The sequence below is a fragment of the Azospirillum canadense genome, assembly GCF_025961225.1.
Lineage (GTDB): Bacteria > Pseudomonadota > Alphaproteobacteria > Azospirillales > Azospirillaceae > Azospirillum > Azospirillum canadense.
The window spans coordinates 660,941-684,797 of the sequence record NZ_JAOQNG010000002.1 but is presented as its reverse complement, the minus strand read 5'-3'; the positions used below and the strand labels follow the sequence as shown (position 1 = coordinate 684,797).

At 68.8% G+C, this 23,857-nt stretch carries 17 protein-coding genes; 2 read left to right on the top strand and 15 right to left on the bottom strand.

The features are described from left to right. Positions 1-267 precede the first annotated feature (267 nt). The 9 genes from M2351_RS17630 to M2351_RS17590 form a co-directional block, all read right to left on the bottom strand. On the bottom strand, positions 268-1,722 hold the full coding sequence (locus M2351_RS17630; RefSeq protein WP_264657425.1) for a sigma-54 interaction domain-containing protein: 1,455 nt from the start codon (positions 1,720-1,722) through the stop codon (positions 268-270). Between the two features lie 68 nt (positions 1,723-1,790). Beyond that, a complete protein-coding gene (locus M2351_RS17625) occupies positions 1,791-2,603 on the bottom strand; it encodes a substrate-binding domain-containing protein (RefSeq protein WP_264657424.1) in 813 nt (270 codons plus the stop codon). Between the two features lies 1 nt (position 2,604). After that, on the bottom strand, positions 2,605-3,030 hold the full coding sequence (locus tag M2351_RS17620) for a c-type cytochrome (RefSeq protein ID WP_264657423.1): 426 nt from the start codon (positions 3,028-3,030) through the stop codon (positions 2,605-2,607). Between the two features lie 29 nt (positions 3,031-3,059). After that, positions 3,060-3,404, bottom strand: coding sequence for a hypothetical protein (locus tag M2351_RS17615; protein WP_264657422.1), 345 nt, complete (start codon positions 3,402-3,404; stop codon positions 3,060-3,062). 1 nt (position 3,405) lies between these two features. Beyond that, complete coding sequence (locus M2351_RS17610) at positions 3,406-4,014, bottom strand: cytochrome c oxidase subunit 3 (RefSeq protein WP_264657421.1); 609 nt, start codon at positions 4,012-4,014, stop codon at positions 3,406-3,408. Next, a complete protein-coding gene (gene ctaD / locus M2351_RS17605) occupies positions 4,014-5,945 on the bottom strand; it encodes a cytochrome c oxidase subunit I (RefSeq protein WP_264657420.1) in 1,932 nt (643 codons plus the stop codon). The genes M2351_RS17610 and ctaD overlap by 1 nt, the downstream gene beginning before the upstream one ends. Next, the gene (gene coxB, locus M2351_RS17600; RefSeq protein WP_264657419.1) at positions 5,942-6,925 is read right to left on the bottom strand and encodes a cytochrome c oxidase subunit II; all 984 of its coding nucleotides are present in this window, start codon (positions 6,923-6,925) and stop codon (positions 5,942-5,944) included. Before coxB ends, ctaD begins: the two co-directional genes overlap by 4 nt. A 251-nt stretch (positions 6,926-7,176) precedes the next feature. After that, positions 7,177-7,743 (bottom strand): c-type cytochrome, encoded by a 567-nt coding sequence (locus M2351_RS17595; protein ID WP_264657418.1) that lies wholly within the window; start codon positions 7,741-7,743, stop codon positions 7,177-7,179. Next, positions 7,715-9,544 carry a methanol/ethanol family PQQ-dependent dehydrogenase gene (locus M2351_RS17590; RefSeq protein ID WP_264657417.1) on the bottom strand — a complete coding sequence of 610 codons (1,830 nt, stop codon included), beginning with the start codon at positions 9,542-9,544 and terminating at the stop codon, positions 7,715-7,717. The genes M2351_RS17595 and M2351_RS17590 overlap by 29 nt, the downstream gene beginning before the upstream one ends. Before the next feature lie 420 nt (positions 9,545-9,964). On the opposite strand from M2351_RS17590, the gene M2351_RS17585 reads away from it, so the two are divergent. Both M2351_RS17585 and M2351_RS17580 read left to right on the top strand, forming a co-directional pair. Next, complete coding sequence (locus M2351_RS17585; protein ID WP_264657493.1) at positions 9,965-11,605, top strand: tetratricopeptide repeat protein; 1,641 nt, start codon at positions 9,965-9,967, stop codon at positions 11,603-11,605. A 269-nt stretch (positions 11,606-11,874) separates the two neighbouring features. Continuing rightward, positions 11,875-12,372 (top strand): hypothetical protein, encoded by a 498-nt coding sequence (locus M2351_RS17580; RefSeq protein ID WP_264657416.1) that lies wholly within the window; start codon positions 11,875-11,877, stop codon positions 12,370-12,372. Between the two features lie 88 nt (positions 12,373-12,460). On the opposite strand, the gene M2351_RS17575 is transcribed toward M2351_RS17580, so the two are convergent. From M2351_RS17575 to M2351_RS17550, 6 genes are all read right to left on the bottom strand, one after another. Next, a complete protein-coding gene (locus M2351_RS17575; RefSeq protein WP_264657415.1) occupies positions 12,461-13,336 on the bottom strand; it encodes a ParB/RepB/Spo0J family partition protein in 876 nt (291 codons plus the stop codon). Beyond that, positions 13,326-14,339 (bottom strand): AAA family ATPase, encoded by a 1,014-nt coding sequence (locus M2351_RS17570; protein WP_264657414.1) that lies wholly within the window; start codon positions 14,337-14,339, stop codon positions 13,326-13,328. Before M2351_RS17570 ends, M2351_RS17575 begins: the two co-directional genes overlap by 11 nt. A 117-nt stretch (positions 14,340-14,456) precedes the next feature. Further along, complete coding sequence (locus tag M2351_RS17565; RefSeq protein ID WP_264657413.1) at positions 14,457-15,938, bottom strand: efflux transporter outer membrane subunit; 1,482 nt, start codon at positions 15,936-15,938, stop codon at positions 14,457-14,459. A gap of 33 nt (positions 15,939-15,971) precedes the next feature. Continuing rightward, positions 15,972-19,223 carry an efflux RND transporter permease subunit gene (locus tag M2351_RS17560; protein ID WP_264657412.1) on the bottom strand — a complete coding sequence of 1,084 codons (3,252 nt, stop codon included), beginning with the start codon at positions 19,221-19,223 and terminating at the stop codon, positions 15,972-15,974. Further along, positions 19,220-22,324 carry an MdtB/MuxB family multidrug efflux RND transporter permease subunit gene (locus M2351_RS17555; RefSeq protein ID WP_264657411.1) on the bottom strand — a complete coding sequence of 1,035 codons (3,105 nt, stop codon included), beginning with the start codon at positions 22,322-22,324 and terminating at the stop codon, positions 19,220-19,222. Before M2351_RS17555 ends, M2351_RS17560 begins: the two co-directional genes overlap by 4 nt. Before the next feature lie 17 nt (positions 22,325-22,341). Continuing rightward, on the bottom strand, positions 22,342-23,757 hold the full coding sequence (locus M2351_RS17550) for an MdtA/MuxA family multidrug efflux RND transporter periplasmic adaptor subunit (RefSeq protein ID WP_264657410.1): 1,416 nt from the start codon (positions 23,755-23,757) through the stop codon (positions 22,342-22,344). Between the last annotated feature and the right edge of the window lie 100 nt (positions 23,758-23,857).

The window sequence follows — 23,857 nt, the reverse complement described above, 5'->3', positions numbered from 1 at the left end:
CGGCACGCCCCAGGGATGGCGTGCCGGCAGGTGTTTTCGGAAAACAGTAGGTTGCTTTCTCTACTGGTCGCTGCCGTGCTGCTCGCTTATGCGCCAGGAACATCAACCACAGCGGCACGCGCACCATAGACCAAGATCGTTCGCGCGCCAATGCGCTGCAACATCGCACCGCAGCGTGAACCGCATTTTTCACAAGATTGGCAAGAAATTCGTCCCGACGGAAGGGTTGCTGCAGCGCGGCATCGCGCCGTGCAGCCGTCCGGCGCCCTACCCCTTCGCCCGCAGGCCCGCGCGGGTGAGCTTCTTGTAGAAAGCGGCCCGCGAGATGCCGAGCCGCTTGGCCGCCTCGGCCGCCCGTTGGCCGGAGTCCTCCAGCGCCCGTTGCAGCAGCGCGCGCTCGAACGTGGCGAAAGCGTCGTCGTAGGACGGCAACGGAGCTTCCGCCGCCGCCGCCGCCGTGGGGGAGGACGGCGGCGGGACGGCCGGATCGGCCGAACCATCCACCGGCAGCGCCTCCGCCAGATCCGCGACGGTCAGGTTGCGGTTGTCGGTCAGCATGCACACGCGCTCCAGCACGTTGCGCAGTTCGCGGACGTTGCCCGGCCAGGAATGGCGGCCGAGCGCCGCCACGGCCTCGGGCGTCAACACCCGGCTCGGCATGCCGGTGCGCAGGGAAATCTCCTGGAGGATGGTTTCGGCGATGGCTTCCAGCCCATGCCCCATTTCCGTCAGCGACGGCAGGCGGATGCACAGCACGTTCAGCCGGTAGTAGAGGTCGGCGCGGAATCGTCCGTCCCGGATGCGCTGTTCCAGATCGACGTTCGTCGCCGCGATGACCCGCACGTCCACCTTGACCGGCCGGTCGGAGCCCAGCGGCTCGATCTCCTGCTCCTGCAACGCGCGCAGCAGCTTGGCCTGGAGGGCCAGCGGCATGTCCCCGATCTCGTCCAGGAACAGGGTGCCGCCGTCGGCCGTCTTGAAGCGCCCTTCCCGTCCGCGCCGATCCACCCCGGTGTAGGCGCCGGGCACCGTCCCGAAGAATTCGGCCTCCAGCAGCGTGTCGGGAATGGCGGCCACGTTGACCCCGACGAAGGGCTTCGCCGACCGCGCCGACAGGCCGTGAATGGCTTGGGCGATCAGCTCCTTCCCCGTTCCGGTCTCGCCCAGCAGCAGGATCGGCGAGTCATGGCGGGCGGCGAGCCGGGCCCGGCGCTTGACGTCCAGGCAGATGGGGCTGTCACCGACGTAGCTTTGCAGCGTGTGGCGCGGCTGCCGGCGTTCGTTGAGGTGGCGCTTGGCCGCCTCCAACTCCGCCTCCAGCCGGGCGAGTTCGCCAAGCAGCGGCTTCAGCCGGTGCAGGCTGTCGTAGAAGACATAGCCCACGGCCCCGATTACCGTGCCGTCGTCGTCGGTCAGCGGAAAGCGAGAAACAACCAAACGTTGCGATCCAAAGCTCATGACGTCGAGCAGGATCGGCTGCCCGCTCTTCACGACCTGACGCAGCTGGCTGTTGGGGATGACCGCCTCCACCTCCTGCCCGATGGCGGAGGCCGGATCGCTGATGCCCAGCATCTTGGCGTATTTGGCGTTGATCCAGACGATGCGCCCGCTCCGGTCGATGGCGACCGTGCCTTCGGACTGCGTTTCCAGGGCCTCGAACAGGGACGGCATGGCCCGCCGCCGCAGGATCTCGGCCTGGCCGCCGGGGTCATCGTCAAACAAGGGCGCATCACTCCGGAAACTTTAGCGCGAGTGTAGCGGAACGTTGCGGGGGACTGCAAACGAAGCGGTCAAGGCGCGCGCGGCGGGTCGACCCTGGGCACGCCGTAGTCCGCCAGGATGGCGTCGATCGCCGCGGCGTTGCGCCCCAGCGCATCGTCCAGGCGTTCGCGAAGGTACGTGTCCTCGCGGCGGGTGCCCATGGAGATGTCGAAGATCATCGGGCGGATCGGCCCGTCGATGCTCGGCGACACCGGGGTGAGCGTCAGCGGCACCGGTTGGCGCCGGGCGAAGAAGCCCGCCTGTGGCCCCCAAACGACGGCGACGTCGACGTCGCCCCGCGCCACCGCCTCCACAATGCGGGCGGTCGGGTTCGGCTGGGTGTAGTCGCCGTAGACGAGGTAGCCGCGCACATTCTCCACGATGCCGCGGCGGCTCAGCGCGTGGGCTGGTGGGGCGTTGGAGAAATCGTCGCCGATCATCTGCACCCCGACGCGCAGCGTGCGCAGCCGCTCGTCATCGAAGCTGCGGATGTCCAGCCCGCGCGCCGCGACGGTGACGAAGACGTAGGTGGAGCGGTAGTAGGGCCGCGTCACCGCCAGCATCGGCAGCCCCATAGGCACCCCGGCGACCACGTCGCACAGGCCGGCCTTCAACGTGTTCCGGATGAAGCCGCGGCGCTGCGCCCACCAGGTGTAGTCGACGGTCATGCCGAGGTCGCGGGCCAGCAGTTCGACGATGCGGTTCTCGAAGCCTTCGCCGCGGTCGTTGCTGTAGGGAAGGTTGTTGGGATCGGCGCAGACGCGCAAGGCCTCCGCCCCGGCCGGCGCTCCGCCCGCCCACAGGACGAGAAGCAGGGCCGCAACGATCACGCACTGCCGCATGTCACCAGCCCCCGTCGGTGAGGGTGTAGAGGTAGGCGGTGATGTCCCGCGCGTCGCGGTCGCTGACGCCCAGGTTGGGCATCGCCGTCTTCGGCGAAATGCCGGGGGGATCCTTCACCCAGCTCATCACGTTCTCCGGCGTGTTGTGGAGGACGCCGCCGACGAAGACCCGGCTGCCGAAGTTGCTCAGCGGCGGGCCGACCAGCCCGCGGGCGCGCGTCACGCCGGGGATGGTGTGGCAGCTGCCGCAGCCGTAGCGCAGCACCGCCTCCTGCCCCGCGTGGGGATCGCCGCCGGTGATGGCGGCGGCGCGGCGCCAGGTCTTGTCCTGCTCCCGTCGGCTTTCCCAAGCGAGGCCCGCCCCGCCCGCAACGACGACGAGCGCGAGCACCGCCAACGCGATCCGTCTGCTCCGCCCGAAGGACATGGCGATTCCTCCCCCCTCACCCGCAGCCGTCACCCGCAGCCGCGCAGGATTAGGCCGGCCATCGTCTGCCCGGCGATGGCGACCAGGACGATCAGCACGACCAGCACGCCCACCATGCCGATGAAGCGCTGGCTCCCCCAGCGGGGCTCCGCGATGTCCGCCGGTTCGGCGTCGCGCATTGCCCGCCAGGACAGCCAACCGCCGCCCAGCGCCACCAGCGCGCCGACCACGCCCAGCGTCACCACCAGCGGGGGCTGGCCCAGGTTGCAGTTCCAGAACACGGTGTTGGACCCGCCCTGGTGCTGGACGATCCAGCCCAGCGGCCCGGCCAGCCAGCCGGCCCAGGGCGCCCATTGCATGCGCCGCGCCGCCATCTCAGACCACCCTCGGCACGACGTAGAGCAGCGCCCAGAGCGGCACCCAGGCGGCGACCACGAAGTTCCAATAGACGCAGTTGTCGGTGACGTCGGTGAAGCGGCGCGGCTCCACGTGCTTGGTGAACATCAGCACGGTCAGGACCAGAGTGTCGCCGACGTCGGTGATCAGGTGCGTGGCGTGCAGCCCCAGCAGCACCCAGACCATGGAACCGTAGGCGTTGTCGTCCCAGCGGCAGTTCAGCGCGCCGAACTCGAAGGCACGGACGACCAGGGTGAGCAGCCCGACGGCCGACATGGCGACCAACCCGATCCGCACCTTGCGCAAATCGTCGGCGTGGGCGACCCGGTCGGTCCACCAGTTTGGCCACAGGCTGGCCAGCATCAGGACGAGTTGGAGCGTCCCCCACAGCCAGTCCGGCGGCGACTGGCCCGGCGGCCAGGTCTCCGTCTGGCCCATCAGGTAGAAATAGGCCGCGGCGGCCAGCGCGAAGCCGGTCGCCTCGATCAGGATGAAGCCCAGCGTCCCCCACCATGTGGTCGCGCGTGGGCCATGCGCACTGGTCGGCAGGTGGGCGAGGTCGGCGGCGAAGCGGGGGGCGCGTTCCATCAGTCGATCACCGGTTCGGGGGTGTCGGGCGCCGACTTCGGCCAGAACCAGCCGATCAGCCCGACCGCCAGCGGGATGGAACCCCAGACCACCGCCCAAGGCGTGAAGATCGAGCCGATGAACAGGATCGTGACGGCGGTCGCCGACAGCAGCGGCCAGATGGAAGGCTCGGGCGAGGGCTCCCGCACCTCGGGCTCCGCATCCACCACGCTGGTCAGCAGCAGTTCCCGCTGGTCCACGCGCAGGCCGCCGACCACGGGCAGTCCGTCGGGCTCCTCCCATAGGGGGTTGCTGCCGGTCACCACGGGGATGTGGACGAAGTTGAAGCTCGGCGGTGGGGAGGTGGTGGCCCACTCCAGCGTCGCCGCTCCCCACGGGTTGTCGTCGGCGACGAGGCCGTATTTCAGGCTGTGCCAGACGTTACCCAGGAAGACCAGCACCCCGGCCGCCAGGATCGTGGCACCCGCCGTCGCCAGCAGGTTCAGGTCGTCCCAGCCCAGCCCCGCGGGGTAGCTGTAGACCCGGCGCGGCATCCCGATCAGCCCCAGGATGTGCATGGGGAAGAAGGCGAGGTTGAAGCCGACGAAGAACAGCCCGAAGTTCCAGGCCCCCGCCCGTTCCGACAGCATCCGCCCGGTGAATTTCGGGAACCAGTAGTAGACCGCCCCGAACAGCGGGAACACCGCCCCGCCGATCAGCACGTAATGGAAGTGGGCCACGACGAAGTAGGTGTCGTGCACCTGGCTGTCAATCGGCACCGACGCCAGCATGATGCCGCTGAGGCCGCCCAGCACAAAGATGACGATGAAGCCGATGACGAACAGCAGCGGCGTGGCAAAGCGCGGCCGGCCGTCCCACAGCGTGGCGAGCCAGCAGAAGATCTGGATGCCGCTGGGCACCGCGATGGCCATGCTCGCCGCCGTGTAGAAGCTGTTGCCGAGGTGCGGCAGCCCCGTCACGAACATGTGGTGCACCCAAAGGCCGAAGCCCAGGAACCCAGTGGCGACCAGCGCCAGCACCAGGGCGGTGTAGCCGAAGATCGGCCGCCGCGCGAAGGTCGGCAGGATGGAGGACACGAAGCCGGTCGCCGGCAGGAAGATGATGTAGACCTCCGGATGGCCGAAGAACCAGAACAGGTGCTGCCACAACAGGGCGTCGCCGCCCTCCGCCGGGTTGAAGAAATGGGTGCCGATCAGCCGGTCCATGATCAGCATGCTGCTGGACACCATCACCGCCGGCATGGCGAAGACGACCATGAATGAGGTGACCAACTGGCCCCAGACGAACAGCGGGATGCGGTTCAGCGACATGCCCGGCGCGCGCTGCTTGAACACCGTCACGATGATCTCGACCGCCACGGCCAGCGCCGCCACCTCGGTGAAGGTGATCATCTGCGCCCAGAAGTCGGTGCGCTTGCCGGGGCTGAACTGCGGTCCGGCCAGGGGGACGTAGCTGAACCAGCCCACGTCCGGCCCGACGTTGAGGATGAAGGCCACCCACAGCATCACCCCGCCGGCCAGATAGACCCAATAGCTGAAGGCGTTCAGCCGCGGAAAGGCGATGGCGCGCGTGCCGACCATCAGCGGCACCAGATAGATGGCGAAGGCCTCCATCACCGGCACGGCGAATAGGAACATCATCGTCGTGCCGTGCATCGTGAAGATCTGGTTGTAACGGTCGGGCGTCAGCAGCGTCTGTTCCGGCCCGGCCAGTTGCATCCGCATGGCAAGCGCCAGCAGCCCGGCCAGCAGGAAGAAGACGAAGGCGGTGACGATGTAGCGCCGGCCAACCTGCTTGTGGTCCACGCTGGACAGCCAGCCCCACAAGCCGGGCGGCGTTGCCCAGGTCCGCTCCAGCCGGGCATAGGTCTCCACCTCCTCCAGGGCGGGGCCGTCGCGGCGAATGAACGGGGATGCGTCGCGGGGGCTCATTTCAGGCCGTCCAAGTAGGCGAGCACGCTTTGCAGCTGGTCGGCGGACAGATCGACCACCGGCATCTGGCTGCCCGGCTTGATGCGTTGCGGGTCGGCGATCCAGCCCGCGAGGTTCCCTTTACTGTAGGGCAGCGTCCCGGCCGCCAGCGACGGACGCGCGGCGACGTGGGTCAGGTCCGGCCCGACCCGGCTGGCCGCCGTGGTGCCGCGCACGGTGTGGCACATCACGCAGGCCGAGGTCAGGAAGACGCGCTGGCCCTCCCGGCTCCGGTCGTCGGACGGGGCGCTGGCGGGGGCGAGCTGGGACTCCCGCCACGCGTCGAACTGCTCGCGCGGCATCGCCACCACATCCAGCGCCATGTTGGCGTGCTGGAACCCGCAGAACTCCGCGCATTGCCCGCGGTAACGGCCCTCGCGGTCGGCGACGATCACCGTCTCGTTGACCCGGCCGGGGATCAGGTCGGTCTTGCCGTGCAGGTTCGGGACCCAGAAGCTGTGGATGACGTCCTGCGACTTCAGCACCACGCGCACTGGCACGCCGACCGGCAGGCGGATCTCGTTGGCCGTCTCAAAGCTGCGGTTCGGCACCGGATCGTCGTACTTGACCTGCCACCACCACTGCTTGGCCGTGACCTCGATGGTTAGCTCCGCCCGGTGGCCGAGCGCGAGGATGTCGCGGTCCACGGCGTAGCTGAACCCGGTCAGTGTCAGCACGATGGCGGCGGTGCCGACCGCCCAGGCGGTGAGCCCGCGGGTCAGCCGGCGCTCGGTCGGCTCCTCCGGACGGAAAGCGGGGCCGGGCGGCAGGCTCCGGCGGCGCCGCGACCGGAACGCCGCGATCAGCAGGAGGACCAGGACGAGCGCGTAAATTGCGGCCAGCACCGCCAGGAACAGCCACCACAGCCCGGCGATCCGCCCGGACTGGTGCCCGGCGGGGTCGAGCGCGGACTGGATGCCCTGGCAGGCCGACAGCGCCAAGGGGCACAGCGCCAGTGCGGCGCGGCGCCAGGGCGCAGCCCCCTCGCCCGCCCCCGGCGGGAGAGGGAGGGGCCCACAAAGTGGGAGGGTGAGGGCTAGGTTTCTCGGGAAGACCTTGCCCTCACCCTCCCATGCCTTTCGCGCAAGCAAAGCTTGCGCTGGCGGCAGGCGAAGCTTTGCTTCGCCGAGAGCTGCGCATGGGTCCCTCCCTCTCCCAGCGGGGCTGGGCGAGGGGGCTGCCAGCCGCGCCGTCATTGCCGGCCCTCCACCTGCGGGCCGCCGGGGTTGGACTGCTTGGGCTCCGCCTTGGGCGCGCGCTGTTCGGCCGGCTTGGCGTTCAGGCTGTCGTTGCGCCCGGGGGAGGCGGCGGTCGGCGTCTGCCCGCTCATCGACCGCACATACGCGGCGATCTCCCAAATCTGCGTTTCCGGGATCTTGTTGCGGAAGGAGGGCATGCCGTTCGGCCGGCCCTGGACGATGGTGGCGAAAATGTTCTCCAGGCTGTCGCCGTAGATCCAGGTGTCGTCCATCAGCGGCGGGCCGATGTCGCCGCCGCCGTTGGAGTGGCAGCCGTTGCAGTTGAACCAGACGTACAGCTGCTTGCCCTGCGCGAGGTGGTAGGCGTTGCCCTCATACTCTTGCCGGCGCGGGTCGGGGGGCGAGGGTTCGCCGGCGTAGAGGCTGCCTTGCGCGATGGCCTGCGGGCCGCTCTCGCCCACCGGGGCGCCGCGCGGCTCCCGCTCCTCCCGGTCGCAGGCGGCGAGCGCCAGGACGGCGAGGACCGCGAGGCTAACGCTTCGACGGCAGGGCGAAGACATAGAGCGTTCCCCCCTTGGTCGTTTTGTCCTTCAGGTCGGCGACGGCGTTGACGAAGCCCTTGGCCGCCGTGGCGTCGCGCGGGTCGAGGTTGCCGACCACCACCGCCCCGGCCCAGCCGCCGACGCCGGACAGCACGGCGACATACTCCCGCCCGTCCGGCCCGCGGTATGCGATCGGCTGGCCTATGATCCCGGAGCCGGTCTTGAACCGCCACAGCTCCTCCCCCGTGCGGGCGTCCAGCGCCTTGAACCATCCCTCCATGGTCCCGTAGAAGACGAGGTCGCCGGCGGTGGACAGCGTGCCGCTCCACAGCGGGAAGTCCTCCTTCACGCTCCAGGCCTTGGCGCGCTTGACCGGGTCCCAGGCCGACAGTTCGCCCCGGTGGCCGCCGGGGCCGGCGAACATGCGCACCTCCGCCCCGACGTAGGGCGTGCCGGCGATGTAGTTGGCCTCCGCGCTCTGCCAGTCCATGCACAGGTTCATGTGCGGGATGTAGAGAAGCCCGGTCCGCGGCGAGAAGGAGGACGGGTTCCAGTCCTTCGACCCCGGCGCCGTCGGGCAGATGTCGCGGACGACCTTGCCCATCTTCGGCGCCTTGGCCTCCACCATCGCCAGGATGCCCGTCTTCAGGTCCACGCCGGTGGAGGAATTGATATACGCGTACGGGTCGGCCGACAGCACCTCCCCCGTCGCGCGGTCGAGCACGTAGATGTAGCCGTTGCGCTCCGGCCGGACGACGGTCTTGCGCATGGTGCCGTTCACCGGCATGTCGAGCAGGATCAACTCGTTGATGGCATCGTGGTCGTACAGGTCGTGGGGCACCACCTGGTAGAACCAGCGCGCCTGCCCGGTGTCCGGATTGCGGGCGAAGATGCCGCCGGTCCATTTGTTGTCGCCCGGCCGCTGCTCCGGGTTCCACGGGCCGGGGTTGGCGGTACCGTGGTAGATCAGGTCAAGCTCCGGGTCGTAGGCGATCCAGCCCCACACCGTGCCGCCGCCGATCTCCCACGCGTTGGGCGGCCAAGTGGTCACACCCAGGTCCTTGCCCTTCTCCTTGTCATAGAAGGGCTTGTAGTCGGGGCCGATCAGCACATCGCTGTCGGGGCCGGTGTTGTAGGCCTTCCACGCGATCTTGCCGGTGCCGGCGTCCAGCGCGGTCAGCCAGCCGCGGACCCCGAACTCGCCGCCCGAATTGCCGACCAAGACCTTACCCTTCACCACCAGGGGGGCCATGGTGATGGTCTCCCCCTTGTTGATGTCGCCGAGCTTGGTCCGCCAGACCTCCCGCCCCGTGCCGGCCTCCACGGCGATGGTCTGGCCGTCCAGCGTGTTCATGAACACCCGGCCGTCCGCGAAGGCCACGCCGCGGTTGATGAAATCGCAGCAGGCGACCCCTTGCGCCGAGGCCGCCGGCTTCGGCTCGAACGTCCACGTCACCGGGGCGCCCGGCTGCGTGAGGTCGAGCGCGAAGAGGCGGTTTGGGTAGGGGGTCACGATGTACATCGTGTTGCCGACGACCAAGGGAGCGGCCTCCTGCCCCCGGTCGACGCCGGTGGAGAAGGTGAAGGCGACCTGAAGGTCGCGGACGGTACCGGCGTTGATCTCGTCCAACTCGCTATAGCGGGTGCTGGCGTAGTTCTTCGCCGGCATCGCCCAGGCGCCGTCGTCCGGCGGCGAGGCGGCAGGTGCGGGAACGGCCTTTGTCGGAGCGGTGTCCTGAGCGAGCGCGGGGGCAGCCGCAAGAAGGGCCATGGTCATGGCAAAGACGGCCCCGGTGCGGCACACCCTCGTCACGTCCATTTCCGCGCTCCAGTTGGAATGCCGGAAAAGGAACGAACCGGCGCGCGACAGAGTTCCGGGGTATGTCTTCGGACATGCGCCTGTGTTGGCGACGCGAACCGGCGCCGATGGCACTTCGGCCGACACAATCCGGTCGTCGTGTGGTAGTGTGCCGGACCATTCCAGCAAAATCCGGCTTTGAAAACCCCGCGCGGAACCCGAAAACCCGCAGTTGACGGTCGCGGAAGTCTTCGCCTGGTTTGGTATCACCGCCCCATCGCAAGCCCAGTTCCGTCAAGCTTTTCAGCACTCTTGTCAGGGGATGAAAAGTCGGGCAGTCATTCCCGTCTACGGTGATGCGGTCGCCGGCGGATAGGCCAGCGGATGAGAAAGGCGTTCATGGCAACGGTCGAAGAAGCCATCGACATCGGGCTGTAGCATCTGGACGGCGGACACCTCGGTGACGCGGAGGCGGTCTTCCAGGCGGTCGTGAACGCCGTCCCCGACCACGCGACGGCCCTGTACCTCCTGGCCTCCGTTCAAGCGCAGTCGGGCAAGCTTCAGGATGTCGTCCACCACATGGGCCTGTGCGTCGCGGCCAGCCCGATGGTCGTCCCCTTCCGCTGCCTGCTCGGCGACCTGCTCCGCGCGCTGGGCCGCTTCGACGAGGCCGTGCGCGCCTACCGGCGCGCGCTGGCCGTGGACTGCGCGAGGGTCCCGGCCGTTCTTGGATTGGCCGAGGCCCACCGCGGGGCGCGCCAGCCGGCGGAGGCCGCCCGCGCCTTTCGCTGTGCCCTTCACCTGGATCCCATGCGCCCCGACGCGATCCGCGGCCTGTCCGCCAGCCTGGAGGTGCTGGGGCAGGGGCGGGAGCAGGTGCGGCTTCTCCGCTTGCCGGTGGTCTTGGAACCGGGATCGGCCGAGGCCCTGACCGACCTTGGGGGCGCCCAGCTGTTCTGCAGCCATACGGCACACGCCATTCGGCTTCTGCGGCGCGCGGAAGCGGCCGATCCGACCAGCGAGCGGGCGCGCTATTTCCTGTGCCTCGCCCTGTGGTGCGGCGGGCACCTCACCGAAGCCTGCCGGCGCGCGCCGGCCCTGCTGGGTGTGGACGAGCGCTATGGCGGGCACCTGTCCGCCCTCGGCGTGGTGCGGTACGAACAGGACTACGCCGACGTCGTCCACATCACCGGCCGCATGGCCGAGCCGGAGCGGGAGTTCCCGCCGACCGTGCTCACCGCCTTCTGCGACCCGCGGAAATGGGCGCTCAATTGGCAGCTCCATTCCCTGTACCTGTCCTACCTGGACCTGGATTGCGCCGCCCTCGATTTCCTGGTGACCATCCCGCCGGGCACCCATCACCTGATCGACCCGCGCATTCCCTGCCGGATCATGGAGCCGGTGGAGGATCGCTACGACCACCCGAACTTCGCGTCGGTCACCACGTTCGAGGGGACGCGCTATCCCTACTGCAACCATTACCTCGCCGCGCTGGACCTGCCGGACCGGCATTGCTATGCCCTGCTGACGGATGTCGACACCATCCTGATGCCGGCCTTCAAGACGTTCCACCCGCGGCGCTTTGCCATCGGCAGCGGCGGCTACGCGTCGGAAGGGAGCATCCGCCGGCTGGCCGACTTCGCACAGCGCCGCGGCTTCCGCTATGGCCGCTACCGCAACCTGGGACCGACCTGGTACGGGGAGGCCGCGCTGCTCGACCGCTGCGCCCGCAAGTCCCTGGAGGTCGCCGGCCTGCTGCTGGAGGAGGACTGGCGGGGCATGTCCTGGCCGGACTGGTGGATCGGCGTGCTGACCATGTACGCGTCGGAGGTCGCCATCAACGACCTGGTCGACGACCTGACCCTGCTGGACGGCGTGATCGAAGGCGGGATGCCGGCCGGGCCGGGACGGGGGCAGGAAATCCACCTGCACATGTGGACACCGGAAGACCCCATGCAGGACTTCGGCAAGGCCTCCTTCGACGCGGGCCTCTACGACGGCCTGGAGTTGGAAGGGCTGGCCGGAACCGCCCTCGATTACGCCCGCCGCGGCGTCGCGCTGGCCCGCCGCACTTTTTCGTAAAGCCCTTTGATCGCGCCCCAGGTCCGGTCCATCATCCCGGACCCCCTTGGAGACACAGCCGATGCCCTTCAGCACCATCCTCGGTAAATCCGTCACCGCGCTGGCGATCAACCGCTTCAACGCCCGCCATGCGGTGTCGCACATGCTCGACATCGGGCCGGGGGTGGGCACCTACGCGCGGCTTCTCCGCCCGATCCTGCCCAAGGCCCGCTTCACCGCGGTGGAGGTGTGGGGTCCCTACGTGAAGGAGTACGGGCTGGAGGCGGTCTATGACGAGGTCCATGTCGCTGACGCCCCGCCGCTTCGACTACGGCGCGCTGCCGCGGGGCGGCATCGCGCTGCTCGGCGACGTGATCGAGCACATGACCCGCGACGAGGCGCAGCAGTTGGTGATGCGGATCCTGCTGGTGTGCGACGCCGTCTACATCGCCATCCCCATCGGCGAATGGCCGCAGGGCGAGTATGAGGGGAACCCGTGGGAGGCCCACATCGGGTCCTACAGCACGGAGGACATGCACCGCGTCTTCCCCTTCGTCGGGTGCGAAATGATGTTCAAGACCCGCGGCGACGACGGCACTGGCCTGTTCGTGTTGGCGCGACGGGAGGACATCCGGGCGCAGGCCTGCCAAGCCTTCCTGGAGGCCGCGAACGTCGTGCAATCAAACCAGGATCTGGTGAATTGCGGCCTGTCCGGCCTCCCGGAGTTCACCGACCCAGCGGTGGTCGAGACCTTCCACGCCGCGGTCTCTCCCCACCTCGTTCCCTGACCGGCTTCGGTCCGGCGTGGCGTATGTGGGACGTCCCACACGCGCCACCCTCGCTCCACCGATGTGGGACGTCCCACATCACGACACCTCAGGACCGCTGCGGCGCGTCCTCCAGAATGGCGTCGATCTCCGCGCGCAGCTGGAGCAGACGGTCCCGATGGGCCCGGTCCAGCAGGTGCCGCTGCTCCCGCACCACAGCCACATCGCGCATAATGCGCTTCACACTGGCCTGGAGCGTCCGCTCCGGGTCGTGCGGGCCGGCTTCGCGGGCGCTCTGCCCCTGCGCATGGTCGCGCTTGGCTTGCCGCACGGCCTTGACCGAGGCCCCTTCCTTGGCCTGCTCCCACAACGCCGGCTGAAGATCGTCCGCCGCTGCCGCGATTTCGATCAGCACCGACCGCGACACGTGGGTAAAGGACGCGGCGTATTCCTCCAGCATCGGCGCCGGCAGCGACAGGATGGCCAGCAGCTTGGTGATGTCGGTGCGGTCCTTGCCGACAACTGCGGCCAACTCGTCGTGGGTGTAGCCGTGCTTCTCGGCCAAGCGGGCGAGGGCGGTCGCGTATTCCACCGCGTTCAGGTCCACGCGCTGGACGTTGTCGATCAGCCCAATCTCGTCCGGATCGCCGGAGGTGAGGATGGCGAAGATCGTCTTGCGGCCGAGGATCTGGTGCGCGCGGATGCGGCGCTCGCCGCCGATCAGCAGGTAATCGCCCTGGGGGAGCGGGCGGACCAGGATCGGGTTTTGCAGCCCGTGCCGCTCGATGGAGGCCGCCAGGCTGTTCAGCTCCGCCTCGTCGAAATGCCGACGCGGCTGGTCGGGGTTGCGGTGAACCTGATCCAGGTCCAGCTCCACCACATGCGGGAATCCGGCCGAGGTGCCGAACAGCTTGTCCGTGCCGACGGTCAGGGTGGGGGTGCCGCCCAGCAGCTCCTTCGTCTTGCGCTCGAACTTACGCGACATGGGCGTTCTCCCGCTTCGCGGCGTAGGCGCGGATCTGCCGCGCCACCTCGCGGAAGGTCTCCGCGCCCGGTGCGTTGGGGTCGCCGGCCAGCGTGATCATGCCGGCCGCCGCGGCCTTGCCATAGACGGTGGCGCGGGGGATGGGGGGGAACACCGGTACCTGCTCGGCGTAAGACTCGCGCAACTCCTGCAATGTGGCCCGGTCCTGGGTCAGGCGTTCGTTGTACATGGTCGGGATGATGCCGGCGATCCTCAGCCCGGGATTCACGCGCCGGCGGATCCGCGTGATGGTGTCGACCAGCCGCTTCACGCCCAACAGGGCCAGCGCCTCCGTCTGCACCGGTACGATGACCAGTTCGGCGGCCGACAGCGCGTTGGCCGTCACCAGCCCCAGGTTCGGCGCGCAGTCCATGACCACGAAGTCGTAGGAGGAGCGCACCTCGTCCAGCTTCTCACGCAACACGAGCCCGCCGGTGCTGTCGGCCGCAAGCTCGACGTCGGCGTCGGCCAGCGACAGGCCGGCCGGGGCGAGGTCCAGCCCCCGCTCCCCCGTCGGCACGATGACCGACGACAGCGGGTCGTCCGACCGCAGCACGAAGTAAAGCGTCTTGCGGCAGCGCTCCAGCTCCACGATGGACGCGTTGCCGACGCCGACATGGACGGTCGCGTTGCTCTGGGAATCGCAATCGATCAGCAGGACCCGCGCCCCGCCCTCGGTCAGGGCATAGGCAAGGTTCACTGCCGTCGCCGTCTTGCCAACGCCGCCCTTCTGGTTGGCAACGGCCAGGAAGGTGGCCGACCGCGGACGGTCGTCGGACGACTGCCCGGCCAGGAAATCGGCCAGCTGCTGCGGGATCCGCTCCGCCCCGCTCTCCCACCGGCTGATCTTCGCCTTCGTGTAGCTGCGTCCCAGCTGGTCGTTCAGCCAGTCCGCGAACTGCGTCTGGTTTTCCCCGCGGCGTTCGCGCAGCTGGCGCATGTCGTCCCCACCATGCGGCGGCATCGATATCCCCTTCGATTTTGTCTCAAAGGGATTCTGCGCAAGTTGCCGGAACTTTGTCAACGGACGCCCGCGAAGTTGCCGGAACAGAGTGACGCAACCCCGCGGGAACCCGGAACCCTACATCCGCCCGCCGAGCGCCTGGAGCAGCGACACCGCGGCGAGCAGCCGGCTCTGCTGGACGGCCAGCGCGTTCTCCTCGTCGGACAGCGTGGCCGTCTGCGCGGTCAGCACGCTGGTATAAGGCAGGGTGCCGGCCCGGTACTGGTTCAGCGTCAGCCGTTCCGCCTCGCGCGCCAGACGCACGGCGTCGGCCTGCACCGTGGCCTGCTGCGCCAGGATGCGCTGAGCGGCCAACTGGTCCTCCACCTCCTGGAAGGCGGTCAGCACGGTCTGCCGGTAGAGCGCCACGCTCTGGTCGAAGGAGGCGCGGCGCAGCTTCACCACCGCGTCGCGGGCGCCGCCGTCGAACAGCGTCTCGGCGATTTGCGCGCCGAAGGCCCAGAGCGCGGTCGGCGCCTGGAACAGCTTGGGAATGATCGCGGCCGTGTTGCTGATCGACCCGTTGATCAGGATATCCGGGTAGTAGGCGGACTCCGCCACGCCGATCAGCGCGTTGGTCTGGGCCATCTGACGCTCCGCCGCCGCGATGTCCGGGCGCCGCTCCAGCAGGGCGGAGGGGATGCCCGGCGGGACCGCCGGGATGGCGGTCCGCAGCGGCTCCGGCACCAGGGCGAAATCGGCCGGCGGCTTGCCGATCAGCACGGCGATGGCGTGCTCGAACTGGGCGCGCTGCACGCCGAGCGCGATCAGCTGGGATTCGGTGCTGCGGACCTGCGTCTCGGCGGTGAAAACGTCGGCCAGCGTCGCCGTCCCGGCGGCGTGGCGGTTCTGGGCGATTTCCAACGACCGGCGGAAAGCTGCGATGGACGCCTCCAGCAACTTCTTGCGCTCGTCCGCGATGCGGAGTTGCACATAGGCCGACGCCAGCTGCGCCTGCGCCGACAGCCGGGCCGCCGCGAGGTCGGCCGCGCTGGCCTGCACGGCGGCCTCGTCGCTTTCCACCGTGCGGCGGATGCGCCCCCACACGTCGGGCGCCCAGCTCGCATCCAGGGATGCGTCATAGATGGTCCGGGCGCCAACGCTGCTCGACGACGTGCGGGTGGAGGAGGTCCGGCCGGAACCCACGGGACCCGTCCGCTGGCCGGCCCCACTAATCGACAGGGTGGGGAAGAAGGAGGCACGCGATTCCTCGACCAGAGCCTGCGCTTGGCGGTAGGCGGCTTCCGACGCCTTCAGCGTCTGGTTCGACACCTCCACCTGCCGCATCAGCCCATCCAGGACCGGGTCGTTGAAAACGGACCACCAGGGCTCAAGCCCCGCCTCCTGCGGGTTGGCCGGTCGCCAGCCGTCCGCGCGCGGCGCGGCGGTCAGGGCGGCCTGGATCACCTTTCCCTCTTGCCCGGCCTCCTTGAAGATCGTCGGCACCGGGACGGACGGCCGTTCATAGTCCGGGCCGACCGTGCAGGCGGCCAGTAGGCACAGGGCGCCGAGGGTCGGGGCGAGCGTTGCGAAAGGCTGCCCGTTATTCTTGGTCTTCATGGTTCGTCCGTCGGTTTCGTCCGGTGCCCGCTTTCATTCTGCCGGGGAAGGTGCGGCGCGCCGTGGACGGTTCCACAGGCGCCGGCACCACAGCCGGAAGCGGTCAAGATACAGGTAGGTGACCGGTGTCGTGTAGAGGGTCAGCATCTGGCTGACCACCAGCCCGCCGACGATGGCGATGCCCAGCGGCCGGCGCAGTTCCGCCCCCTCGCCCATGCCGATGGCGAGCGGCAGCGCGCCGAGCAGCGCCGCCAGGGTCGTCATCATGATCGGGCGGAAGCGCAGCAGGCAGGCGCGGTGGATCGCGGTGCGCGGGTCCAGCCCCTCGCTCCGCTCCGCCTCCAGCGCCACGTCGATCATCATGATGGCGTTCTTCTTCACGATGCCGATCAGCAGGATGACGCCGATCAGCGCGATGATGCTCAGTTCCATGTTCAGCGCCATCAGCGCCAGCAACGCGCCGACGCCGGCCGACGGCAGGGTCGACAGGATGGTCAGCGGGTGGACGTAGCTCTCATACAGCACGCCCAGCACGATGTAGACGGCCAGCAGCGCCGTGATGATCAGGATCGGCTGGTCCGACGCCGACTGCTGGAACACGCGGGCGGTGCCCTGGAAGCTGCCCTGGATGCTGGTCGGCATGCCGATGCTGTCCATGGTGTGGCGGATCGCCGCCACCGCGTCGGCCAGCGCCACGCCGGGTGCCAGGTTGAACGAAATCGTCGTGGCGACGAACGGCCCCTGGTGGTTGACCGACAGCGGCGTGTTCTCCATGCCGACGCTGGCGAAGGCCGACAGGGGCACGACGGTCGACGCCTGCGTGCTGACCGCCGACCCGGTGGACGCGCTGCCGCGGCCGGTGTTGGCGATCTGGTTGGTGCGCTGGTTGGTCACGCCGGTGGTGTCGGCGTTCGCGGCCCCGGCGATGGCGCTGGTCGCCTGCGTGCCGCTGACCGAGCCGCCCGACGTGCTGATGAAGATGTCCTTCAGCATCTCCGGGTTCTCGCGGTATTGCGGCGCCACCTCCATGATCACGTGGTACTGGTTCAGCGGGTTGTAGATGGTGGAGACCTGCCGCTGGCCAAAGGCGTCGTATAGCGCGTTGTCGATCTGGCTGGGCGTCAGGCCCAGGCGGCGGGCCGCGTCGCGGTCGATGGTGACGCCGATGGCCAGCCCCTTCTGCTGCTGGTCGGAGTTCACCTCCGTCAGCTCCGGCACCTGTTGCAGCGCCTGCGCCAGCTTCGGCGCCCAGGTCTGGAGTTCATCCAGCGTGTCGCCCTGCAGGGTGAACTGGTACTGCGCGTTGCTCTGCCGTCCGCCGATCCGGATGTCCTGGACGGCTTGCAGGTAGAGGTTGGCCCCCGCCACGCGGGACAGCTTGCCGCGCAACCGCCCAATCACTTGGTCGGCCGACGCGTCGCGTTCCGCCAGCGGCTTCAGTGAGACGGACATAAAGCCGGAGTTGGTCCGCCCGCCCCCGGTGTAGCCCACCACCGTGTCCACCGCCGGGTCGGACTTCACCAACTCCACGAACTGCGTCAGCTTCTGCCGCATCAGTTGGAACGACGTGCTCTGGTCCGCGTCGATGAAGCCGATCAGCCGGCCGGTGTCCTGCTGCGGGAAGAAGCCCTTCGGGATGGTGGCGAAGAGATGGACGCTGAGCGCCACGGTCGCCAGGAACACCACCATCGTCAGCAGGCTGTTGTCCAGCGCCGCGGTCAGGCTGCGGTCGTAGAGGCGCAGCACCCAGGCGCCCAGCCGCTTGGCAAAGCGCGACACCCGCCCCGGCGGCCGTTCGCCCCTCCTCGGTACGCGCAGCAACGCGGCGCACATCATCGGCGTGGTGGTTAGCGAGATGACCATCGACACGAGGATGGCCACCGACAGCGTCATGGCGAATTCGCGGAACAGCCGCCCGACGATGCCGCCCATCAGCAGGATGGGGATGAAGACGGCGATCAGCGACACGCTCATGGACAGGACGGTGAAGCCCACCTCCTTGGCCCCGCGCAGCGCCGCCTGGGTGCGGGACATGCCGTTCTCGATGTGGCGGGCGATGTTCTCCAGCACCACGATGGCGTCGTCCACGACGAAGCCGGTCGCGATGGTCAGCGCCATCAGCGACAGGTTGTTCAGGCTGTAGCCCAGCAGGTACATCGCCCCGAAGGTGCCGACCAGCGACACCGGCACCACGACGGTCGGGATCAGGCTGGCCCGCGCGTTGCGCAGGAACAGGAACACCACCATGATCACCAGCGCGATGGCGACCAGCAGTGTGTGCTCCACGTCCGCCAGGGACGCGCGGATGGTCGTGGTGCGGTCGTTGGCGACCGTCAGGTCGATGTCCGCGGGGATGGAGGCCCGCAACGTCGGCAGCAGGGCCTTCACCCGGTCCACCGTCTCGATGATGTTGGCTCCCGGCGCCCGGTTCAGGATGACCAGCACCGACGGCTTGCCATTCGACAACCCTTGGTTGCGTAAGTCCTCCACGCTGTCCGTCACCTCCGCCACGTCGGACAGGCGCACGGCGGCGTTGTTGCGGTAGGCGATGACGAGGTTGCGGTATTCCGACGCCTTGCGCGCCTGGTCGTTTGTGTAGATCTGGAAGCGTCGGTCGCCGTCCTCGATGGCCCCCTTCGGCGCATTGGCGTTGGCGGACGCGAGTGCGGCGCGCACGTCCTCCAGCCCGATGCGGTACTGGAACAGCGCCTGCGGGTTCAGCTCCACCCGCACGGCTGGAAGGGAGCTGCCGCCGATGCTGACCTGCCCGACGCCGTCCACCTGCGACAGCTTCTGCTGAAGGACCGTCGCTGCGCTGTCGTACAGCTGCCCCTGGCTCAAAGTCTGGGACGTCAGCGCCAGGATCAACACCGGCGCGTCGGCCGGGTTGACCTTGCGGTAGGTCGGGTTGCTCTTCAGGTTTGTGGGCAGATCGGCGCGGGCCGCGTTGATCGCCGCCTGCACGTCGCGCGCCGCCCCGTCGATGTCGCGGTTCAGCCCGAACTGGAGCGTGATGCGCGTCGAACCGATGGAACTGGACGACGTCATCTCCGACACGTCGGCGATCTGGCCCAGGTGGCGCTCCAGCGGTGTGGCCACGCTGGCCGCCATCGTCTCCGGGCTGGCACCGGGCATGCTGGCGGAGACGGAGATGGTCGGGAAATCCACCTGCGGCAGCGGCGACACCGGCAGGCCGAGGAAGGCCATCACCCCGGCGAGCGCCAGCCCCAGCGTCAGCAGGGTGGTGGCGACCGGCCGCCGGATGAAGGGCGCCGACAGGTTCATGACGCCGTCCCTTCCTCGCCCAACTCCTCGGAACTGTTGCGGAACCGCGCCGCCAGCCGGTCGAAGGCCAGGTAGATCACCGGCGTGGTGTAGAGGGTCAGCAGCTGGCTCAGCACCAGCCCGCCGACGATGGAGACGCCCAGCGGCTGGCGCAGCTCCGCCCCCGTCCCGCTGCTCAGCATCAAGGGCAGGGCGCCCAGCAGGGCCGCCATGGTCGTCATCAGGATCGGGCGGAAGCGCAGCAGGCAGGCCTGGAAGATCGCCTCGCGCGGGGACTTGCCCTCCTGCCGTTCGGCGTCCAGCGCGAAGTCGATCATCATGATCGCGTTCTTCTTCACGATGCCGATCAGCAGGATGATGCCGATGATGGCGATGATGCTCAGATCCTTGCCCGCCAGCATCAGCGCGATCAGCGCGCCCACGCCGGCGGAGGGCAGGGTGGACAGGATCGTGATGGGGTGGATGTAGCTCTCGTAGAGGACGCCCAGCACGATGTACATCGTGACGATGGCCGCCAGGATCAGCATCAGCTGGTTGCCGAGCGAGGCCTGGAAGGCCAGCGCGGCACCCTGGAAGTGCGTCATCATGCTGGCCGGCAACCCGACCTCCTGCTCCGCCTGTTTGATCGCCTCCACCGCAGCCCCCAGCGAGGCGCCGTGGGCCAGGTTGAAGGAGATGGTGACCGCCGGGAACTGGCCGATGTGGTTGACCTGCAACGGCGCGCTGCGCTCCTCCAGCCGCGCGAAGGCGGCCAGCGGCACCTGCCCGCCGCCGGACGACGGCAGGTGGATGGAGGTCAGCAGGTCCGCCAGCGACATCCGGGCCGGGTCGACCTCCAGGATCACGCGGAACTGGTTCGCCTGGGTGAAGATGGTGGAAACGATGCGCTGGCCGAAGGCGTCATACAGCGCGTTGTCCACCGCTGCCGTGGTGATGCCGTAGCGGGCCGCGGTGTCGCGGTCGATGGTGATGGAGGCCGCCAGCCCCTTGTCCTGCATGTTGCTGGCGATGTCCTCGATCTCCGGCACCTGATGCAGCCGGTCGAGCAGCTTCGGCACCCAGACCTTGAACTCGTCCGGGTTCGCGTCCTCCAGCACGAACTGGTACTGGGTGCGGCTGACCGACGCGTCGATGGTCAGGTCCTGCACCGGCTGCATGAACAGCGAAATGCCGGGGACATGGGCGGTGTTGCGCTGAAGCCGCCGGATGATGTCGCTGACGTGGGTCGTCCGCTCGTCCTTCGGCTTCAGGTTGATCAGGAAACGGCCGGTGTTCAGCGTGGTGTTGGACCCGTCCACCCCGATGAAGGACGACAGGCTCTGCACGTCCGGATCCTTCAGCACCTCCGCCGCCAGCGTGTTCTGCCGCTCCGCCATGGCGGCGTAGGACACGGACTGCGTCGCCTCCGACACGCCCTGGATCAGCCCGGTGTCCTGGATCGGGAAGAAGCCCTTGGGGATCGCGACGTAGAGCGCCGCGGTCAGCCCCAGCGTCAGGACCGCCACCACCAGCGTCGCCCCCTGCCGGTCCAGCACCCAGCGCAGCGTCCGCCCATAGCCGGCGATCAGCCCGTCGAACCAGGCCTCCGTCCGGCGGCCGATGGCGGACCGCTCCCGCGGCTCGTGATGGCGCAGCAGCTTGGCGCAGAGCATCGGCACCAGCGTCAGCGACACCACGGCGGAGATCAGGATGGTGACGGTCAGCGTGATCGCGAACTCGCGGAACAGCCGGCCGACCACGTCGCCCATGAACAGCAGCGGGATCAGCACCGCGACCAGTGAGATGGTCAGCGACACGATGGTGAAGCCGATCTGCTTCGACCCGATCAGCGCGGCGCGCAGCGGGCTCTCGCCCTTCTCCACGTAGCGGGAGATGTTCTCGATCATCACGATGGCGTCGTCGACGACAAAGCCGGTCGCGATGGTCAGCGCCATCAGGGACAGGTTGTTCAGGCTGAAGCCCGCCAGATACATCACGCCGAAGGTGCCGACCAGCGACAACGGCACCGACAGGCTGGGAATGATGGTGGCGGGGATGTTGCGCAGGAACAGGAAGATGACCAGCACGACCAGCGCCACGGCCAGCCCCAACTCCATCTGCACGTCGGCGACCGACGCGCGGATGGTCGTGGTCCGGTCGGTCAGCACCGCCACATCGACGGAGGAGGGGAGGGCGGCGGTCAGCTGCGGCAGCAGCGCCTTCACCCGGTCCACCACCTCGATCACGTTGGCGCCGGGCTGGCGCTGGATGTTCAGGATGATCGCCGGGACCGTGTTCATCCAGGCGCCGAGCTTCGTGTTCTCCGCGCTGTCCACCACCTCCGCCACGTCGGACAGCTTGACCGGCGCGCCGTTGCGGTAGGCGATGACGATGTCGTTGTACTCGCTCGCCTTGCGCAGCTGGTCGTTGGCGTTGATGGTGTAGGCGCGCGTCGGCCCGTCGATGTTGCCCTTGGGCGTGTTGACGTTGGCCGTGTTGATGGTGCTGCGCAGGTCGTCGATGTTCAGGCCGTAGGCGGCCAGCGCCCGGGGGTTGGCGCGGATGCGCACCGCCGGGCGCTGACCGCCGCTGAGGCTGACGAGGCCGACACCCGGAAGCTGCGACAGCTTCTGCGCGAAGCGGCTGTCGGCGAAGTCCTGCACCTGGGTCAGCGGCAGCGTCTTGGAGGTCAGCGCCAGCGTCAGGATCGGCGCGTCGGCTGGGTTGACCTTGGCGTAGATGGGCGGGGCCGGCAGGTCCGAGGGCAGCAGGTTGCCGGCCGCGTTGATGGCCGCCTGCACCTCCTGCTCCGCAATGTCGATGCCCAGCTCCAGCCCGAACTGCAGCGTCAGGACCGACGCGCCGGCCGAACTGACCGACGACATCTGCGTCAGGCCGGGCATCTGGCCCAGCTGCCGCTCCAGGGGGGCCGTGATGGACGAGGTCATCACCTCCGGGCTAGCGCCGGGGTAGAAGGTCTGGACCTGGATCGCCGGGTATTCGACCGCCGGCAGCGCCGACAGCGGCAGGAAGCGATAGGCGACCGCCCCCACCAGCAGGATCGCCAGCATCAGCAGCGACGTGGCGACCGGGCGGACGACGAAGGGGTGCGAGATGTTCATGGGGGTTGCCCTGCGTCTTACGACGCGTTCCGTTGGCGGCGGTGTTGGCCGCGCTCACCCTCGCCGGAGGGCGGCACGCCGGCATTCGGGGCACCCGCGGCGGGCGCGCCGCCTTCCGGCGGCAGCGTGACCTTGGCGCCCTCGCGCAGCTTGTCCGCCCCCTCGGTCACGACCAGATCACCGGGCTTCAGCCCCTTCTCGACCACCGTCATCGTGCCGTCGCTGGGGCCCAGCGTGATCGGGCGCACCGCGACCGTGCTGTCCTGCCGGTTGGCGACATAGACGAAGGTGCCCGGCGCGCCGCGCTGGACGGCGGCCACGGGGACGAGCGGCACGCCGGCCAGCGCGTCGACCAGAAGCTGCACGTTGACGAACTGGTTGGGGAACAGCGTCTGGTCCGCGTTGTCGAAGCGCGCGCGCAGCTTCACCGTGCCCGTGGTGACGTCGATCTGGTTGTCCACCGTCTCCAGCGTGCCGGTGGCCAGGGTCTTGGCGCGCGTCCGGTCGAAAGCCGTGACCGGCAGCGTGGCCCCGCCGCGCAGCCGCGCCATGATCGCGGGAATGTTGTCCTCCGGCAGGGTGAACAAGACGGAGATCGGCTGGATCTGCGTGATGACCACGATGCCCGTGGTCTGCCCGGCGGTGACGTAGTTGCCGGTGTCGACCAGCCGCAGGCCGACACGGCCCGAAACCGGCGCCGTGATGCGGCTGTAGGACAGGTTCAGCTTCGCGTTGTCCACCGCCACCTGGTCGGACTTGACCGTGCCCTCATACTGCTGGACGAGCGCCTCCTGCGTGTCGCGCTGCTGCTTGGCGATGGAATCCTGCTTCACCAGCGTCCGGTAACGCTCCAGGTCCAGCTGCGCGTTCTTCAGCTGCGCTTGGTCGCGCATCAACTGCGCCTGCGCCTGGTCGACCGCCAGCTGGAAGGGGCGCGGGTCCACCTCCGCCAGGAAGTCGCCCTTCTTGACCATCTGCCCTTCGCTGAAGGCGATCTGGGTCAGCTGCCCGCTGACCTGCGGGCGCACCGTCACGGTGGCGAGCGCGGAGACGGTGCCCAGCCCGTTCAGCCGGATCGGCAGGTCGCCCTTCTCCACCACGGCAGTCACGACCGGCATGGGCGGCCGTTCCCCGCCGAAGCGACCGGACCGCACCGCCTGTTCCGTCGTGGGGCGGGTGGTGAACCACCAGCCGCCGCCCGCGATCAAGCCCAGCACCACCACCCAGGCGATCACGCGACCCAGCACCGACCGGCGCCGCCCCTCGGTCCGCCGTTGGTAGGGGGGCGCCAGGGTGTCCGGCTCGGCTCCGGGCGTTTTTGACTCCGGCGGAAGTTTGACGGGCGTATCCAAGTCCATGCTGTCCTTCATTGCGGCAGGCATGCCGTCGGGATGAGGCTTATCCGCGCCGTGCGCCGCGGCGGTGCCCTTCATGACATCGTTCCGGCCGGGGCCGGTGTCGATGCTCCCCGGACGGGATGGCGGCATTCTTCCGCCGCGGTGAAAAGGTCTCCTGCGTTCGGCTTGAACGCTA

Bases quoted from the DNA above. Each gene is read 5' to 3' on its own strand.
- M2351_RS17570 (WP_264657414.1), bottom strand. From the start codon at position 14,339: ATGCCGCCGCATGGTGGGGACGACATGCGCCAGCTGCGCGAACGCCGC.
- M2351_RS17615 (WP_264657422.1), bottom strand. From the start codon at position 3,404: ATGGCGGCGCGGCGCATGCAATGGGCGCCCTGGGCCGGCTGGCTGGCC.
- ctaD (WP_264657420.1), bottom strand. From the start codon at position 5,945: ATGAGCCCCCGCGACGCATCCCCGTTCATTCGCCGCGACGGCCCCGCC.
- M2351_RS17575 (WP_264657415.1), bottom strand. From the start codon at position 13,336: ATGTCGCGTAAGTTCGAGCGCAAGACGAAGGAGCTGCTGGGCGGCACC.
- M2351_RS17610 (WP_264657421.1), bottom strand. From the start codon at position 4,014: ATGGAACGCGCCCCCCGCTTCGCCGCCGACCTCGCCCACCTGCCGACC.
- M2351_RS17580 (WP_264657416.1), top strand. From the start codon at position 11,875: ATGACGAGGTCCATGTCGCTGACGCCCCGCCGCTTCGACTACGGCGCG.
- M2351_RS17620 (WP_264657423.1), bottom strand. From the start codon at position 3,030: ATGTCCTTCGGGCGGAGCAGACGGATCGCGTTGGCGGTGCTCGCGCTC.
- M2351_RS17550 (WP_264657410.1), bottom strand. From the start codon at position 23,757: ATGAAGGGCACCGCCGCGGCGCACGGCGCGGATAAGCCTCATCCCGAC.
- M2351_RS17590 (WP_264657417.1), bottom strand. From the start codon at position 9,544: ATGGACGTGACGAGGGTGTGCCGCACCGGGGCCGTCTTTGCCATGACC.
- M2351_RS17625 (WP_264657424.1), bottom strand. From the start codon at position 2,603: ATGCGGCAGTGCGTGATCGTTGCGGCCCTGCTTCTCGTCCTGTGGGCG.
- M2351_RS17560 (WP_264657412.1), bottom strand. From the start codon at position 19,223: ATGAACCTGTCGGCGCCCTTCATCCGGCGGCCGGTCGCCACCACCCTG.
- M2351_RS17595 (WP_264657418.1), bottom strand. From the start codon at position 7,743: ATGTCTTCGCCCTGCCGTCGAAGCGTTAGCCTCGCGGTCCTCGCCGTC.
- M2351_RS17555 (WP_264657411.1), bottom strand. From the start codon at position 22,324: ATGAACATCTCGCACCCCTTCGTCGTCCGCCCGGTCGCCACGTCGCTG.
- M2351_RS17565 (WP_264657413.1), bottom strand. From the start codon at position 15,938: ATGAAGACCAAGAATAACGGGCAGCCTTTCGCAACGCTCGCCCCGACC.